The sequence below is a fragment of the Candidatus Methylomicrobium oryzae genome (assembly GCF_016745425.1).
Classification (GTDB): domain Bacteria; phylum Pseudomonadota; class Gammaproteobacteria; order Methylococcales; family Methylomonadaceae; genus Methylomicrobium; species Methylomicrobium oryzae.
The window spans coordinates 80,264-94,822 of the sequence record NZ_JAERVK010000001.1; the positions used below are offsets into that span (position 1 = coordinate 80,264).

At 53.3% G+C, this 14,559-nt stretch carries 17 protein-coding genes and 5 tRNA genes; 18 read left to right on the forward strand and 4 right to left on the reverse strand.

The window, feature by feature from the left end; translation table 11 throughout:
• Nucleotides 1-18: 18 nt before the first annotated feature.
• From JJL52_RS00385 to hemA, 4 genes are all read right to left on the reverse strand, one after another.
• Nucleotides 19-441, reverse strand: a complete 423-nt coding sequence (locus tag JJL52_RS00385; RefSeq protein ID WP_202050418.1) for a M67 family metallopeptidase — start codon at nt 439-441, stop codon at nt 19-21.
• A gap of 67 nt (nt 442-508) precedes the next feature.
• Nucleotides 509-1,354, reverse strand: coding sequence for a peptide chain release factor N(5)-glutamine methyltransferase (gene prmC, locus JJL52_RS00390; RefSeq protein ID WP_202050419.1), 846 nt, complete (start codon nt 1,352-1,354; stop codon nt 509-511).
• A 5-nt stretch (nt 1,355-1,359) separates the two neighbouring features.
• Nucleotides 1,360-2,445, reverse strand: coding sequence for a peptide chain release factor 1 (gene prfA, locus JJL52_RS00395; RefSeq protein WP_202050420.1), 1,086 nt, complete (start codon nt 2,443-2,445; stop codon nt 1,360-1,362).
• On the reverse strand, nt 2,442-3,701 hold the full coding sequence (hemA, locus tag JJL52_RS00400) for a glutamyl-tRNA reductase (protein WP_202050421.1): 1,260 nt from the start codon (nt 3,699-3,701) through the stop codon (nt 2,442-2,444). The genes prfA and hemA overlap by 4 nt, the downstream gene beginning before the upstream one ends.
• A 171-nt stretch (nt 3,702-3,872) precedes the next feature.
• On the opposite strand from hemA, the gene JJL52_RS00405 reads away from it, so the two are divergent.
• The 18 genes from JJL52_RS00405 to rplL all read left to right on the forward strand — a co-directional run bounded on the left by JJL52_RS00405 (nt 3,873) and on the right by rplL (nt 14,437).
• Nucleotides 3,873-5,612 carry a tetratricopeptide repeat protein gene (locus JJL52_RS00405; RefSeq protein ID WP_202050422.1) on the forward strand — a complete coding sequence of 580 codons (1,740 nt, stop codon included), beginning with the start codon at nt 3,873-3,875 and terminating at the stop codon, nt 5,610-5,612.
• Between the two features lie 29 nt (nt 5,613-5,641).
• Entirely contained in the window at nt 5,642-6,289 is a 648-nt protein-coding gene (gene lolB, locus JJL52_RS00410; RefSeq protein WP_202050423.1) for a lipoprotein insertase outer membrane protein LolB, read from the forward strand.
• A complete protein-coding gene (gene ispE, locus JJL52_RS00415) occupies nt 6,270-7,151 on the forward strand; it encodes a 4-(cytidine 5'-diphospho)-2-C-methyl-D-erythritol kinase (RefSeq protein ID WP_202050424.1) in 882 nt (293 codons plus the stop codon). Before lolB ends, ispE begins: the two co-directional genes overlap by 20 nt.
• 5 nt (nt 7,152-7,156) lie before the next feature.
• Nucleotides 7,157-7,231, forward strand: a tRNA-Gln gene (locus tag JJL52_RS00420).
• 42 nt (nt 7,232-7,273) lie between these two features.
• Complete coding sequence (locus JJL52_RS00425; protein ID WP_005374006.1) at nt 7,274-8,227, forward strand: ribose-phosphate diphosphokinase; 954 nt, start codon at nt 7,274-7,276, stop codon at nt 8,225-8,227.
• Between the two features lie 45 nt (nt 8,228-8,272).
• Entirely contained in the window at nt 8,273-8,875 is a 603-nt protein-coding gene (locus JJL52_RS00430; RefSeq protein WP_202050425.1) for a 50S ribosomal protein L25/general stress protein Ctc, read from the forward strand.
• Between the two features lie 5 nt (nt 8,876-8,880).
• Entirely contained in the window at nt 8,881-9,447 is a 567-nt protein-coding gene (gene pth, locus JJL52_RS00435) for an aminoacyl-tRNA hydrolase (protein ID WP_202050426.1), read from the forward strand.
• An 84-nt stretch (nt 9,448-9,531) separates the two neighbouring features.
• Nucleotides 9,532-9,616: transfer RNA gene (locus JJL52_RS00440), tRNA-Tyr, on the forward strand.
• A gap of 15 nt (nt 9,617-9,631) precedes the next feature.
• Nucleotides 9,632-9,705 (forward strand) — tRNA-Gly (locus JJL52_RS00445).
• Between the two features lie 20 nt (nt 9,706-9,725).
• A tRNA-Thr gene (locus JJL52_RS00450) sits at nt 9,726-9,801 on the forward strand.
• A 33-nt stretch (nt 9,802-9,834) separates the two neighbouring features.
• Nucleotides 9,835-11,025, forward strand: coding sequence for an elongation factor Tu (tuf, locus tag JJL52_RS00455; protein ID WP_202050427.1), 1,191 nt, complete (start codon nt 9,835-9,837; stop codon nt 11,023-11,025).
• A 46-nt stretch (nt 11,026-11,071) separates the two neighbouring features.
• Nucleotides 11,072-11,147 (forward strand) — tRNA-Trp (locus JJL52_RS00460).
• A gap of 39 nt (nt 11,148-11,186) precedes the next feature.
• Entirely contained in the window at nt 11,187-11,567 is a 381-nt protein-coding gene (gene secE / locus JJL52_RS00465; protein ID WP_202050428.1) for a preprotein translocase subunit SecE, read from the forward strand.
• Between the two features lie 4 nt (nt 11,568-11,571).
• Nucleotides 11,572-12,105 (forward strand): transcription termination/antitermination protein NusG, encoded by a 534-nt coding sequence (nusG, locus tag JJL52_RS00470; protein ID WP_005373997.1) that lies wholly within the window; start codon nt 11,572-11,574, stop codon nt 12,103-12,105.
• 100 nt (nt 12,106-12,205) lie between these two features.
• Nucleotides 12,206-12,637 carry a 50S ribosomal protein L11 gene (gene rplK / locus JJL52_RS00475; RefSeq protein ID WP_202050429.1) on the forward strand — a complete coding sequence of 144 codons (432 nt, stop codon included), beginning with the start codon at nt 12,206-12,208 and terminating at the stop codon, nt 12,635-12,637.
• Nucleotides 12,637-13,332 (forward strand): 50S ribosomal protein L1, encoded by a 696-nt coding sequence (gene rplA, locus JJL52_RS00480; RefSeq protein WP_202050430.1) that lies wholly within the window; start codon nt 12,637-12,639, stop codon nt 13,330-13,332. The genes rplK and rplA overlap by 1 nt, the downstream gene beginning before the upstream one ends.
• A 191-nt stretch (nt 13,333-13,523) precedes the next feature.
• Nucleotides 13,524-14,018 carry a 50S ribosomal protein L10 gene (gene rplJ / locus JJL52_RS00485; protein WP_202050431.1) on the forward strand — a complete coding sequence of 165 codons (495 nt, stop codon included), beginning with the start codon at nt 13,524-13,526 and terminating at the stop codon, nt 14,016-14,018.
• A gap of 44 nt (nt 14,019-14,062) precedes the next feature.
• Complete coding sequence (gene rplL, locus JJL52_RS00490) at nt 14,063-14,437, forward strand: 50S ribosomal protein L7/L12 (protein WP_202050432.1); 375 nt, start codon at nt 14,063-14,065, stop codon at nt 14,435-14,437.
• The last annotated feature ends 122 nt before the right edge of the window (nt 14,438-14,559 follow it).

Genomic DNA, 14,559 nt, shown 5'->3' on the forward strand with positions numbered 1-14,559 from the left:
AGGCGCTGCAGTACCCCGTTAATTCTCGGTCAGCACCAATCTGATTTCGTTGGCAGTTTGAGCGGCGATTCTGAAACCGCGCATTTCCAGGATGCCTTTGGTATTCAGCGAGATGATCAGATATGAGGTTTCGGGATAGGCGGCCTGTTCCAGATCGGTTCCGGAGGGAAATGCAGGCGCGGCCGGATGCGAATGGTAGATCGCAAACAGTTCTTCGCCTTGATCCCGCATCGCCGCCATCGCGGCGATTTGTTGTTTGGGGTCGAGCAGAAAACGTCGCTCCGGATGTTCCGCCACATTTATGATGGGATAACAGGTTTGAGCGATGCCGTTTTTGCCGCCGACCAGTCCGCAAATTTCGGTATCGGGCGAGATTTGCGCGAGATGGAGCAGTTGCTGGGCAAGTTTGCGGGGAATATGGATTTCTTGTTGTTCGTGCATGGATTAAGGTGAGAGGCTCAAGGCGAAATAATCATGGCTGCAGATTCGGTTTTTGGTTTGGGAGCCTTTAGCTTGCTCTATTTCTTCCGTAGGTGGCCCGGGGCTGGCCGGACAGGTCTTTATAGGTTTGCACCTGATCATAACCTGCGTCCCGGAAAATCGCTTGCGCGGCCGATTCTTGGTCATAGCCATGCTCGATCAACAGATGGCCGCCGGTACGGAGATAGCGTCGGGCTTCGCCCGCAATCGTTCGAATGTCGGCCAGCCCCTGGCTGGGCGCCGTCAGGGCGCTTCTGGGCTCGAAGCGCACATCGCCCTGGCCGAGATGGACATCGTTTTCGGCGATATAGGGAGGGTTGCTGACCACCAGGTCGAAAGCGGCCGACGGCACCGAAGTAAACCAGTCGCTGTGCAGAAAACGGATATGAGCCGCACCGTGTTGTTCGGCATTGTATTTCGCGATTTCCAGCGCCGCTTGACTGAAATCGGTGGCAATTACTTCGGTTTGGGGCAATTCTTTGGCCAGTGTGACCGCGATGATTCCGGAGCCGGTGCCGAGATCGATGATTTTTGCGGGCCGGTCGTGCGGCAGCAAGGCTAGACTGATCTCGATCAGCAGCTCGGTTTCGGGGCGCGGGATCAGTACGGCGGGGGTGACCCGGAATTCGCGCGACCAGAACTCGCGGCGGCCGGTTAGATAAGCGATTGGCGCGCCCTGTAGGCGCTGCCGCAGCAGCGCCTGAAACCGCCGGATTTGCTGCGGCTCGGGTTTCCGGTCGGGCCAGGCGCGCAGATAGGAGCGCGGTTTTTCCAACGAAAGACAGAGCAGGATTTCCGCATCGAGCGCGGCCGAATCGGAACTGTTCGACAGCCGGGAGACGGCGTCTTCAAGTAATGTCGTTATCGTGCCCATCCGGGTTATTCTTCGCCGAGCTGGGTCAAAAGCTCGGCCTGATGCTCGTTGGTCAAGGGCTGTATCACTTGTTCGAGGCCGCCTTCCATGATGTCGTCGAGTTTGTACAGCGTCAGGTTGATCCGGTGATCGGTCAGACGGCCTTGCGGATAGTTATAAGTCCGAATGCGCTCAGAGCGGTCGCCGGAACCGACCTGCAGCTTGCGCGACTTGGCCTGTTCGGAGTTCTGTTTTTCCTGCTCCGCGGCGAGCAGGCGTGCCGATAGCAATGACATCGCGCGGGCGCGGTTTTTATGCTGCGAACGTTCGTCCTGGCATTCAACTACGACGCCGGTCGGAATGTGGGTAATCCGGATCGCCGATTCGGTCCGGTTCACGTGCTGTCCGCCGGCGCCGGAAGCGCGGTAAGTATCGACCCGGAGGTCGGCCGGATTGATGTCGATCGCATCCACCTCCTCGACTTCGGGCATGATCGCGACCGTGCAGGCCGAGGTATGGATGCGGCCCTGCGATTCGGTTTCGGGAACGCGCTGCACCCGGTGCGTGCCGGATTCGAATTTCAATTGCGAATACACGTCGCGGCCGGAGACGCGCAGGATGATTTCCTTATAGCCGCCGTGATCGCCTGGATTTTCGCTGATTACTTCGGTCTGCCAGCCTTTCCGTTCGGCATAACGCTGATACATCCGGGAAAGGTCACCGGAAAAGATCGCCGCTTCGTCGCCGCCGGTGCCGGCCCGGATTTCGAGAAAAATATTGCGGTTGTCGTTCGGATCTTTCGGCAGCAGCAGGATCTGCAGTTCGTGTTCGAGCGATTCGACCAGCGCTTCCGCCTCACGGAACTCTTCCTTGGCCAGTTCGCGCATATCGGGATCGCTGTCGCCGGCCATTTCCTGGGCGGACAGGCGCCGGTCCTGTGCTTCCACATAACGCCGGTAACAGTCGACCAGCGGGCCGATCTGGGCGTATTCCTGGCTCAATGAGCGTTGTTGCTTTTGATTGTTTTGGACTTCGGGCTGGGAGAGAAGGGCGGCGATTTCTTCGTAACGTTCGCTTAGATTTTCCAGTTTGAGCTTGATGGAGTCTTTCATTGAGTATGGTGTAATTTCAGAATTTCGCGGGCCGCGGCGACGAGGTCATGTCTTTCGTTTTCGGCGGCGGCCCGGATTTGCGCGCTCGGAGTGTGAATCAGCTTATTGGTCAAGCTATGGGCCAGACGGTTCAATGCTTCTTCGGGCGGGGTGCCATTTTTTAACATGGCGAACGCTTTTTGCAAAGTTTCGTTTCTGATTTGCTCGGCCTGCCGCCGATAATCCTGGATCGTCGTTTGAGCCCCTTGTGCACGCAGCCAAGCCAGAAAATGGCCGACTTGGGTGTCGATGATTTCTTCCGCCTGTTCGGCGGCGCGGCGGCGCGAATTCATGTTTTGATCGATCACGTTTTTCAGATCGTCGACCGTATAAAGATAGACGTCGTTCAGTTGCTCGACTTCCGCTTCAATGTCGCGCGGAACCGCCAGATCGACCATGAAGATCGGCTTGTGTTTGCGTTTCTTCAGTGCGCTTTCGACGCGGCCCTTGCCGAGAATCGGCAACTGGCTGGCGGTCGAGGAAATCACGATGTCGGCTTCGTCCAGATGGTCTGGCAATTCCGACAAGGCGATCGCAAAGCCGTTGAATTGCATTGCCAAAATATGGGCCTTATCATACGTCCGGTTTGCGATGATTAGGCGTCCGATGCCCTGCTGCGTCAGGTGCCGGGCGGTCAGTTCGATCGTTTCGCCGGCGCCGATCAGCAGCGCGGTTTGATCGCTGAGCTTATCGAAAATCTGCTGTGCCATTTGCACGGCGGCAAAAGCGACTGAAACCGGACTGGAGCCGATCGCGGTATCGGTGCGGACTTTTTTGGCGGCCGCAAAAGTCGACTGAAACAGTTTGCCGAGCTGTTTGCCGATCGTGCCCGCTTCCAGCGCGGCCTGATAGGCGGATTTCATTTGCCCCAGAATCTGCGGTTCGCCGAGGATCATCGAATCCAGGCCGCTGGCGACGCGGAACATGTGCCGGATCAGTTGGGTGTCTGTGTGGCAATAGAGATAAGGTGCAAAATCGTCGGGGCGGATATTTCTGCTGTTGGCGACCCAGTCGATCAATATCTGCTGATTTGGAACCTCGGTCTTGCAATAAAATTCGGTGCGGTTGCAGGTCGACAGAATCGCCGCTTCGCTGATTTCCTTGATCCGCCCCAATTCCTGCAAAGCCGAATCCAGCATGTCGGCTGGGAAGGCCAGGCGCTCACGGATTGCCAGCGGCGCAGTGTTGTAATTGAGCCCTACGGCAAGAAGTGTCATGGTTTTACCGATAATTTCAAACGGCAGCTGCCGGATTGATCTTTGCGCTCGTCCATGTGTCTATGTGGATGGGGCTGATGCATCCCGCTCGCGCTTGATAGAACAAATTTAGATGCGAGAGTCATCCGATTTTCCTTATAATCATAGGTCAACGAATTATAGGATGTTTTTGTGTTAATTTTTAGATTGTTTGCGGTGTTAACTCCTATTTTACTCAATGGTTGCGCCAGCTCGCCAGAAAAACAGCAAGCGCCGGCGGCCCTGACAGCCGAGCCGTCTATCCAGAACGAACTCCCCAAACGAAAAGAAGCGAAAACAGAAATCGACCAGGATGTGCTATTCATGCTGATGTCGGCGGAGCTCGCCGGTCAGCGCGGCCAGTACGATCTGGCCTATGAGGGCTATATCGAAGCCGCCAAGCGGGTCAAGGATCCAAAACCTGCCGAGCGGGCAGCGATGATCGCAATGTACTTGAAAGATCCGAAAAAATTAAACAAGTCGTTGACGTTATGGCTTAAAAAGGATCCGCAGAATCTTACCGCCAGAAAGCTTGCCGTATTGTCCAGTCTTGAGGCGGGCAACCAGCAAAAAACGCTGGAGCATCTGACCGTGATTTTGGACAACGATGCGGCGGGTTTCGAAAGTTCAATACTGGAATTGGCGTCCGCGCTGCAAAGCGAAGGCAAGCTGCGAGTCATCTATGACGCTTTGGAAGCGTTGTCGGTCAAACGTCCCAATCAGGCGACCGTGTACTATCTCCAGTCGATCATCGCGATGCAGATGAAAAATCAGGAGGTTGCGGAAACAAAGATTGAGCGGGCGTTGAAGCTTCAGCCCGATTGGGACAAGGCTTTGGCCTTTCGGGCGCAAATTGCGGTCATGTCCGGCGATTTGCCGAAAGCGGTGGCTTTTTTGCGCAACGCGCATCAGAAATACCCGGATAACCAGAAAATCAGCAAGATGCTGACGCAGTTCCTGATTAAGACCGGCGAATATGACGAAGCGGGCAAGGTATATCAAAAGCTGGTCGAAAAGGACCCGAAGGATTTCGAGAGTTGGCTGGCGCTGGCGCTGGTGCATATCCAGATGGATCGCGAGAGTGAGGCCGAAGAGATCCTGAAGAAATTGCTTGGCGAAGACGAGTGGAAGGACCAGGCCCGGTTTTATCTCGGCAAGCTGGAAGAAAAGCGGGAAAATACTAAAAAAGCGCTGAATTGGTACGACCAGGTCCGCGAAGAGCCTTTCAATTTCGAAGCGGGAGTCGCGGCGATCAATCTGCTGGCCCATGACAAACAGTACGAAGAGGCGTTTTCGCGGCTGCAGGCGATGCAGGACAGCTATCCGAAGGAAAGAGTCCGTATTACGCTGATGAAGGCTGAGCTGCTGAATCAGCAGAAGCGCTATCAGGATGCCTATGACGAATTGAGCTCTGCGCTCGCCGAGCAGCCGGACAGCAAAGAATTGCTTTATACGCGCGCGTTGGTCGCCGAGCGTATAGACAAGCTGGATGTGTTGGAATCCGATCTGAAGAAAATTCTGGCGCAATACCCCGATAATGCGGAAGCGCTGAATGCGCTGGGCTATACCTTGCTGAGTTTTCCTTCGCGCCTGTCCGAAGCTGAGGGCTATTTGTTGCGGGCATTGAAATTGCAGCCTGATGAGCCGGTCATTCTGGACAGCTACGGTTGGCTGCTGTTCAAGCAGGGAAAGGCAGAGCAGGCGCTCAGGTATCTAGAGCAAGCTTATGCCAAACAGAAGGAAAACGAAATCGCGGCTCACCTTGCCGAGGTGCTGTGGGTGCTGGGCAGAAAGGAAGATGCAAAAAAGTTGTTCGACAGAGCTTTTAAGGAAACTCCGGACGATGAGTATCTGCTCGATTTCAGACAAAGGATATTGAATCGCTCGGAATAAAGCGCCCGACAGATATAGAAATATAAACGATGCAGATCGAACTCAAGCTTGATGGCCGGAGCGGGCCGAAGAGGCTGGCCTCGGTGCGGAAAAGCGTTCGATGGCTGCTGTGTCTGGTTTTAGCCGCGTCATTAACAGGCTGCTCGCTCTTCGCCACCGCTCCCCCCGAAGTTTCCTATTCCAAAGCAGTAAATCAGGCGCTTTATTATCTGGAGCCCTGGTCGTTGGATGGGCGGGTTGCGCTGACGGGTACGCAGGATTCCTGGACTGCCGACCTGGCTTGGTCGCACCGGCGCGACGATGAGCAAATCAGCTTGTCGGGCCCATTAGGGCAGGGCATGGTGAAAATTCATCTCTCCGGCGAAACGGTGACGGTGGCCGAGGGCAGCGGCAAGGTAGAATCTTCCGGCGATCCCGAAGGTTTCATTAATCAACGTCTGGGCATGTTCGTGCCGGTGACTTCGTTGCGTTACTGGGTTCTGGGAGTGCCGGAGCCTGAGCTGGACTTCGAGGAAAGTGATAAAGGCTTCACACAGGCGGGCTGGACGGTTGCGTTCCAGGCGATGCAGCAAGTCGGGCAATGGCTCTTGCCGCGCAAAATGTCGGTCGCAAATGATCGAGTCAAGTTAAAATTGATTATCAATGAATGGACACTCCATGACGGAAAAATGCGTTAATCTGCCTGCCTGGACCGAGAAGTGGCCGGCGCCGGCCAAGTTGAACCTGATGTTGCGCATCACCGGCCGCCGTCCCGATGGCTACCATTTGCTGCAAACGGTCTTTCAGTTCATCGATTTGTGCGACTGGATCCGGTTTCATCCGGTCGACGAAGACAGTGTCAGTCTTAATCAAACGTTGCCGGGAGTTTCGGAGGCTGACGATTTGACCGTCAGAGCGGCTCGGTTGCTGAAGGCGGAGGCCGGATATGCCGGCGGGGTCAGGATCGAGGTCGAAAAAAACCTACCGATGGGGGGTGGGCTTGGCGGTGGCAGTTCCGATGCCGCCACCACTCTGGTCGCGCTGAATTATTTGTGGGGATTGGGCTTGCCGGTCGAGCGGTTAATACAGCTCGGATTAAGCCTGGGCGCCGATGTGCCGGTCTTTGTGTTCGGTCAGGCGGCCTGGGGCGAGGGTGTCGGAGAAAAATTGGAGCCGATCCAAGTGCCGGAGTGTTGGACGGTGGTGATTCGTCCAGACTGTCATGTGAATACCGGAGAAATTTTTTCTGATAAAAACTTGACAAGGGACAGTAAGTCGATCAGAATATCTGACTTTATCGCCGGTCAACATCAAAATGATTGTCTTGATGTGGTGGAGCGGCGCTACCAGGCAGTAAAAGATGCTCTGGTTGCTTTATCCGAATTTGCCGAAGGCAGGTTGACAGGGACTGGGGCTTGTGTTTTTGCGCAGTTTGATTCGGAACAGTCCGCGAAGAGCGCTTATCGGTCGCTCACTGCCAAGTGGCAGTGCTATTTGGTCAAGGGGGTTAATGAGTCCCCTTTGTATGCGAAGCTCAGGGCTGTCGAGAATATTTCATGAATTATTGGGCCGTCGCCAAGCGGTAAGGCACGGGGTTTTGATCCCCGCATACCAAGGTTCGAATCCTTGCGGCCCAGCCAATTTCATCCGCATCAAGTCGAGTTCATTTTAGGAGTAAAAAAATGAATGAAGCCGCAATGATGGTGTTTTCCGGAAATGCCAATCTGGCTTTATCAGAAGGTATTGTAAGGAAGCTCAATATGCGGCTCGGTTTGGCGAGTGTGGGGCGGTTCAGCGACGGCGAAGTGGCTGTCGAAATCGGGGAAAACGTTCGAGGTAAGGACGTTTTTGTGATCCAGCCGACCTGTTCGCCGAATAACGATAACTTGATGGAACTATTGGTGATGATCGATGCGCTAAAGCGGGCGTCGGCATCGCGGATCACGGCAGTGATCCCCTATTATGGTTATGCCCGGCAAGACCGGCGCACCCGTTCGGCGAGAGTGCCGATTACGGCTAAGCTTGTGGCGAAGATGATCGAGCAGGCTGGGGCGCATCGGTTGTTGACCGTTGATCTGCATGCGGATCAGATTCAAGGTTTTTTTGATATCCCTGTCGATAATGTGTATGCGTCGCCGATTCTTTTGGGGGATGTGTGGCGGCAGAAATATCACAGGCTGATGGTGGTGTCGCCTGATGTCGGGGGGGTGGTAAGAGCCCGTGCGTTAGCCAAAAGATTGGATGATGCTGATCTTGCGATTATCGACAAGCGACGTCCGAAAGCGAATGTGTCGGAAGTGATGCATATCATCGGCGACGTCGAAGGTCGTAGTTGCGTTCTGATTGATGATCTTGTCGATACGGCGGGTACCTTATGTCATGCGGCAAAGGCGCTAAAAGATCATGGGGCGCTCAAGGTGGTGGCTTACTGCACGCATGCTGTTTTATCGGGTGCGGCTATTTCGAATATCGAGCGCTCGGTGTTGGATGAGTTGGTGGTGACTGATACGATTCCGCTGCGCCCGGAGGCCGAGGCGCTGGGAAGGATTAGGCAGCTCAGTGTGGCTGAGATGCTTGCTGAAACCATCCGGCGTATTGCCGTCGGTGAGTCGGTCAGTTCTCTGTATGTCGATTGATAGAAATAAAGTTTTGCGCGTTGATGCGCGGGGTTAAGAGATAAAATGTCTAACGTATTCGAATTTGTTGCTCAGGCTCGTGGGCGGTCAGGAAAAAACGCGGCAAGAAACGCGCGCCGCCAAGGCGATGTTCCGGCTGTGATATACGGTGGTCATCAAGAGCCGCAAATGCTGGTTTTGAATCATAACGAAGTGATTAAGCATCTTGAGCACGAAGCGGTTTATTCTCATATTCTCGATGTGACGATCGATGGCAAAACCGAAAAAGCGGTTTTAAAGGGTGTTCAGCGCAATCCGGCCAGATTCCAGATCATGCATCTTGACTTCATGCGGGTTAGTATGACTGAAGCGATCAAGGTGCATGTGCCGTTGCATTTTATCAACGAAAGCACTTCGGTTGGCGGTAAGAAGGGTGGTGTTGCGGCGCACTCTTTGGTTGATATCGAAGTATCATGTCTGCCGGGCGCCTTGCCTGAATTTATTGAGGTCAACTTGGCGAATCTGGATATTGGGGCGTCGATCCATCTGTCTGATCTCGTGTTGCCTGCTGGTGTTGAAATCGTCGCGTTGGCGCAAGGTCCGGAGCACGATCTGCCGGTAGTGTCGATGATGCCCGGTAAAGTAGGTCAAGACGAGTCGGCTGCTTAAAAAGGGTGATAAAGCTTATTGTTGGTTTGGGAAATCCTGGGCGGCAATATGAAAAGACCCGGCACAACGCCGGGTTTTTGTTTGTAGATTGTCTCGTGCGCGATTTGGGTTCCGCATTTGCGCAGGCTCCGCGGTTTTTGGGTGAGTTTGCTGAGTGTAGGGTAGGAGGTGAAAAACTCCTATTATTAAAGCCCGCGACTTTTATGAATCGCAGCGGGCAGTCAGTCGCGGCGCTGTTGAAATATTATAAGCTTCAGGCGGATCAAGTGCTTGTTGTGCATGATGAGCTCGATTTTAATCCGGGTGTCGTCAAATTGAAAAAAGATGGTGGGCATGCTGGGCACAATGGTTTGCGTGACATTATTGCTCATTTGAATACAAAGGATTTTTACCGTTTAAGGTTGGGGATAGGTCGTCCGCCAGCCGGAAAAGTGGTAGCGGATTTTGTTTTATCTGTGCCGTCCAAGCAGGAAGCAGATTTGCTGGACGGTGCAATCAAAACCGGCTTGAGTTTCGTTCCTCAAATGGTGGTGGGCGAAATCGATGCGGCGATGAACAAAATCAATATTTAGGAGCTGGAATTTTTGAATCATTTGCTAAATCTTTTGTTGACAAAAGGGTTTTAATAGAAGATAATAAGCGACTAACTCGTTATCGGAGAGGTTCCCGAGCGGCCAAAGGGATCAGACTGTAAATCTGCCGGCTCTGCCTTCGGAGGTTCGAATCCTCCCCTCTCCACCAACTTTTTTGAAGTATGCGGGTGTAGTTCAATGGTAGAACTCCAGCCTTCCAAGCTGATCACGTGGGTTCGATTCCCATCACCCGCTCCAAAAAAAAATTCTGAGACGCTGCCCATATAGCTCAGTAGGTAGAGCACTTCCTTGGTAAGGAAGAGGTCACCGGTTCAAATCCGGTTATGGGCTCCAGAAATTTGAAATGTTTTTACAGGGTTTATTCAGATGGCCAAAGAGAAATTTTCCCGTAGCAAGCCACACGTAAATGTCGGCACGATCGGACACGTCGACCACGGCAAGACCACCTTGACCGCTGCTTTGACCAAGGTCATGGCGGAGCTGCAAGGCGGCGAAGTCAAAGCATTCGACCAAATCGACAATGCGCCGGAAGAGCGGGCGCGGGGGATTACGATCGCCACCTCGCACGTGGAATACCAATCTTCGACGCGCCATTATGCGCATGTGGACTGCCCGGGTCATGCCGACTACGTGAAGAACATGATCACCGGTGCCGCGCAGATGGACGGAGCGATCCTGGTGGTCTCGGCGGCGGACGGCCCGATGCCGCAGACCCGCGAGCACATCCTGTTGTCCCGTCAGGTCGGGGTGCCTTACATCGTGGTGTTCCTGAATAAGGCGGACATGGTGGACGATGCCGAGCTGATCGACCTGGTTGAAATGGAAATCCGTGAGTTGCTGGACCTGTATGAATTCCCAGGGGATGACACCCCGATCATCGTCGGTTCGGCGCTGAAAGCGCTGGAAGGCGACCAAAGCGAAGTGGGTGTGCCCTCGATTGTGAAGCTGGTTGAGGCGCTGGATACCTATATCCCGCTGCCGGAACGGGCCGTGGACGGCGCCTTCCTGATGCCGATCGAAGACGTGTTCTCGATCTCGGGTCGGGGTACGGTGGTGACCGGGCGGGTTGAGCGCGGCATCATCAAGGTCGGCCAGGAAGTGGAAATCGTCGGCATCCGTCCGACCCAGACCACCACCTGCACCGGTGTGGAAATGTTCCGTAAGCTGTTGGATCAAGGCCAGGCGGGCGACAACGTCGGCATCCTGTTGCGCGGCACCAAGCGCGATGACGTGGAGCGCGGCCAGGTGTTGGCGCAAAAAGGCACCATCAAGCCGCACAAGCAGTTCAAGGCGGAAATCTACGTGTTGTCCAAGGAAGAAGGCGGTCGTCATACCCCGTTCTTCGATGGCTACCGTCCGCAGTTTTATTTCCGGACCACCGACGTGACCGGTGCGGTCAAGCTGCCGGAAGGCACTGAAATGGTGATGCCGGGCGACAACATCGCGGTCGAAATCACCCTGATCTCGCCGATCGCAATGGACGAAGGGTTGCGTTTTGCAATCCGCGAAGGCGGCCGTACCGTCGGTGCGGGCGTTGTGGCCAGCATTGTTGAATAATAATTACGATTAAGTTAAAATTCGCAGTTCTGTAGGTTTTCGTAACAGGTCAGTAGCTCAATTGGTAGAGCAGCGGTCTCCAAAACCGCAGGTTGGGGGTTCGAGACCCTCCTGGCCTGCCATTACGAATAACCCGAAAGCATTTTGCTGACTTTAAAAATATGAATACACAAGCCGAAGCTCAGACATCAATACTGGATATTGTTAAGCAAGTTTTTTCCGTAGTATTGGTGGTCGGCGGTGTCGCTGCATTTTATTATTTTTCAGAGCAGGTGCAGCTGATTTACCGAGTGCTTGGTTTGGTCGTGGTCATTGGCGCGGTTCTGGGTTTGATGTTTACGACCGGATTGGGAAGATCTGTATGGTCTTTTATGCAGGAATCGAAGATCGAAGTCAGAAAAATCGTTTGGCCAACGAAAGATGAAACGACCCGTACTACCCTGCTGGTGTTTGCGATGGTGACGGTTGTGGCATTGATTCTTTGGTTGCTGGATATGTTTCTTTTTTGGGGCGTACGTCTTTTAACGGGCCAAGGCGGGTAATCAAATGGCATTGCGATGGTATGTGGTGCACGCTTACTCAAATTACGAAAGTAAGGTAAAGCAAGCGCTCGAAGAAAGAATCAAGCGAGAGGGATTGGAACAATACTTCGGAAAGATTCTGGTGCCAACCGAAGAAATCGTCGAAATGCGCTTGGGGCAGCAACGAAAAAGCGAGAGGAAGTTTTTTCCAGGCTACGTGCTGGTGCAGATGGAATTGACCGACGAGACTTGGCATTTGGTGCGCGATGTGCCGAGAGTGTTGGGATTCATCGGGGGTACGTCGGACAGGCCTGCGCCGATCTCCGAAAAAGAAGCGATGTCGATTCTGAACCGGGTTGAAGAAGGAATTAATAAGCCGAGACCGAAGGTTCTGTTCGAAGTGGGCGAAGTGATTCGGATTATCGACGGGCCGTTCAAAGATTTCAACGGGGTCGTCGAAGAAGTCAACTACGAAAAAAGCAAATTGAAATTGTCTGTTTTGATCTTTGGACGATCAACATCGGTTGAGCTGAGTTTCAATCAGGTCGAAAAAAGCTGAGAAACTACAGTTTGTCGTTATCTGAATCCCTGTCTGCATAAGACGGGGATTTTTATGTCTGGGGGAGCAGAAATGCGTTTGCACCCAATTTGGAGTAATAATGGCTAAAAAAATTACAGCATACATCAAACTGCAAGTCAAAGCAGGTGAGGCGAATCCAAGTCCACCGGTTGGTCCGGCATTGGGTCAGCGCGGTGTCAACATTATGGAGTTCTGCAAGGCGTTCAACGCCAAGACTCAAGATGTCGAAAAAGGTTTGCCGTTGCCTGTCGTAATTACCGTTTACAGCGACCGCAGTTTTACTTTCATTACCAAGACTCCGCCGGCAACAATTTTGCTGAAGAAAGCCAGCGGCATCAAGAGCGGCAGCAGCAATCCGAATACCAAAAAGGTCGGCACCGTCACCCGTACACAGTTGGAAGAAATTGCCAAGACCAAAATGGAAGATTTGAATGCGGCGGATCTGGAAGCAGCGGTCAGAACGATTGCCGGCAGTGCGCGCAGCATGGGCTTGAACGTGGAGGGCTTGTAATGGCCAAGTTATCTAAAAAAGCGAAATTAATCAGAAGCAAGGTCGAAAGAACCAAGCAATATTCGGTTACCGACGCGGTTGCGCTGTTGAAAGAGCTGGGCACCGCGAAATTCAGCGAATCGATCGATGTTAGCGTGAATCTGGGTGTCGATCCGCGTAAATCCGATCAAAACGTCAGAGGTGCGACCGTTTTGCCGAACGGTACCGGAAAATCCGTACGCGTCGCTGTGTTTGCGCAAGGCCCGAACGCCGACGCAGCCAGAGCGGCAGGTGCCGATATCGTCGGGATGGACGATCTGGGCGATCAGGTCAAGAGAGGCGAATTGAACTTCGATGTCGTGATCGCATCCCCCGACGCAATGCGTGTCGTCGGTCAGCTTGGCCAGATCCTGGGTCCGCGCGGCCTGATGCCGAATCCGAAAGTCGGCACCGTAACGCCGGATGTCGCGTCCGCCGTAAAAAATGCCAAATCCGGTCAGGTCCGTTACCGTACAGACAAAGCCGGCATCATTCATTGTACGCTCGGTAAGATCAGCTTCGATGCGGCCGCAATTCAGGGCAATCTGGAAGCGTTGCTGGCTGACCTGAAGAAAGCCAAGCCTGCAACATCGAAGGGCATTTACATCAAAAAAATTACCTTATCGTCAACGATGGGTCCCGGCCTGTGGCTGGACCAAAACAGTCTTTCGATCTAAAGGCTGGATAGACTTTGGGTTGCCGGTAACAACGGCAACCGTCAAAGACCGCAGGTGTTGCATAAACTTAATTTCCTGCGCAGACGGAAGCTGGAACCTAACATATTGGGGAAAGGGTCCGTGAGGGGCATCATAACGGATGCGTTTTATCACGCTGGGCAACTTATCCAGCAACTTACCGGAGGTAGGCTGTGGCACTAAATTTAGACGGCAAAAAAGCTGTTGTCGAAGAAGTCGCTGAATATGCCGCTAAAGCTCATTCTGCCATCGCTGCAGAATATCGTGGTCTGAGCGTAACGGAACTGACCGAATTGCGTAAGACCGCGAGAGAGACGGGCGTATATTTGCGAGTGGTCAAAAACACCCTGGCAAGACGCGCAGTCGCCGGAACCGAATTCGAATGCATGCAATCCGGCCTTGTCGGTCCGTTATTGCTGGCATTCTCGATGGAAGATCCAGGTTCGGCCGGGCGATTAATTCACGAATTTGCCAAAACGCACGACAAGTTGGTCACGAAAGTCGTAGCGATCGGCGGTCAGGCCTATGGTCCGTCCGAGTTGGCGCGTTTGGCGAGCTTGCCGAACCGTGAACAAGGCATCGCGATGTTGATGTCGGTCATGAAAGGGCCGGTCAGCAAATTGGCGCGTACTTTGGCGGCGATCAGAGACCAGAAAGAAGCGGCATAAGCTTGAATTCACCCGTTTACACAAATTTTTAGAGGTATATTAAGATGGCAGTAACAAAAGAAGACATCCTGGATGCGGTTGCGAACATGACCGTGATGGAAATCGTTGATTTGATTTCGGCGATGGAAGAAAAATTCGGCGTGACCGCAGCGGTTGCAGTGGCTGCAGCTCCGGCGGCAGGCGGTGCGGCAGCAGCGGTTGAAGAGCAAACCGAATTCGATGTCATCTTGACTGGCTTCGGTGAAAACAAAGTCGGCGTCATTAAGGCGGTTCGTGGTATCACCGGTCTGGGTCTGAAAGAAGCGAAAGACGCGGTAGAAGGCGTACCGACTACCTTGAAGGAAGGCGTATCGAAAGCCGAAGCCGAAGAGTTCAAAAAGCAATTGCTTGAAGCAGGCGCAACTGTCGAAATCAAATAATTGCATTTGATCAAAATCCGGCGCAAGCCAAATGAGTACGGCTGGTGGTAGAATTATCACCGGCCTTTTACTGTTTCCAGTCGAAAAACAGTAAAAACAGTCTATGACGAAAAGGTTTGGAA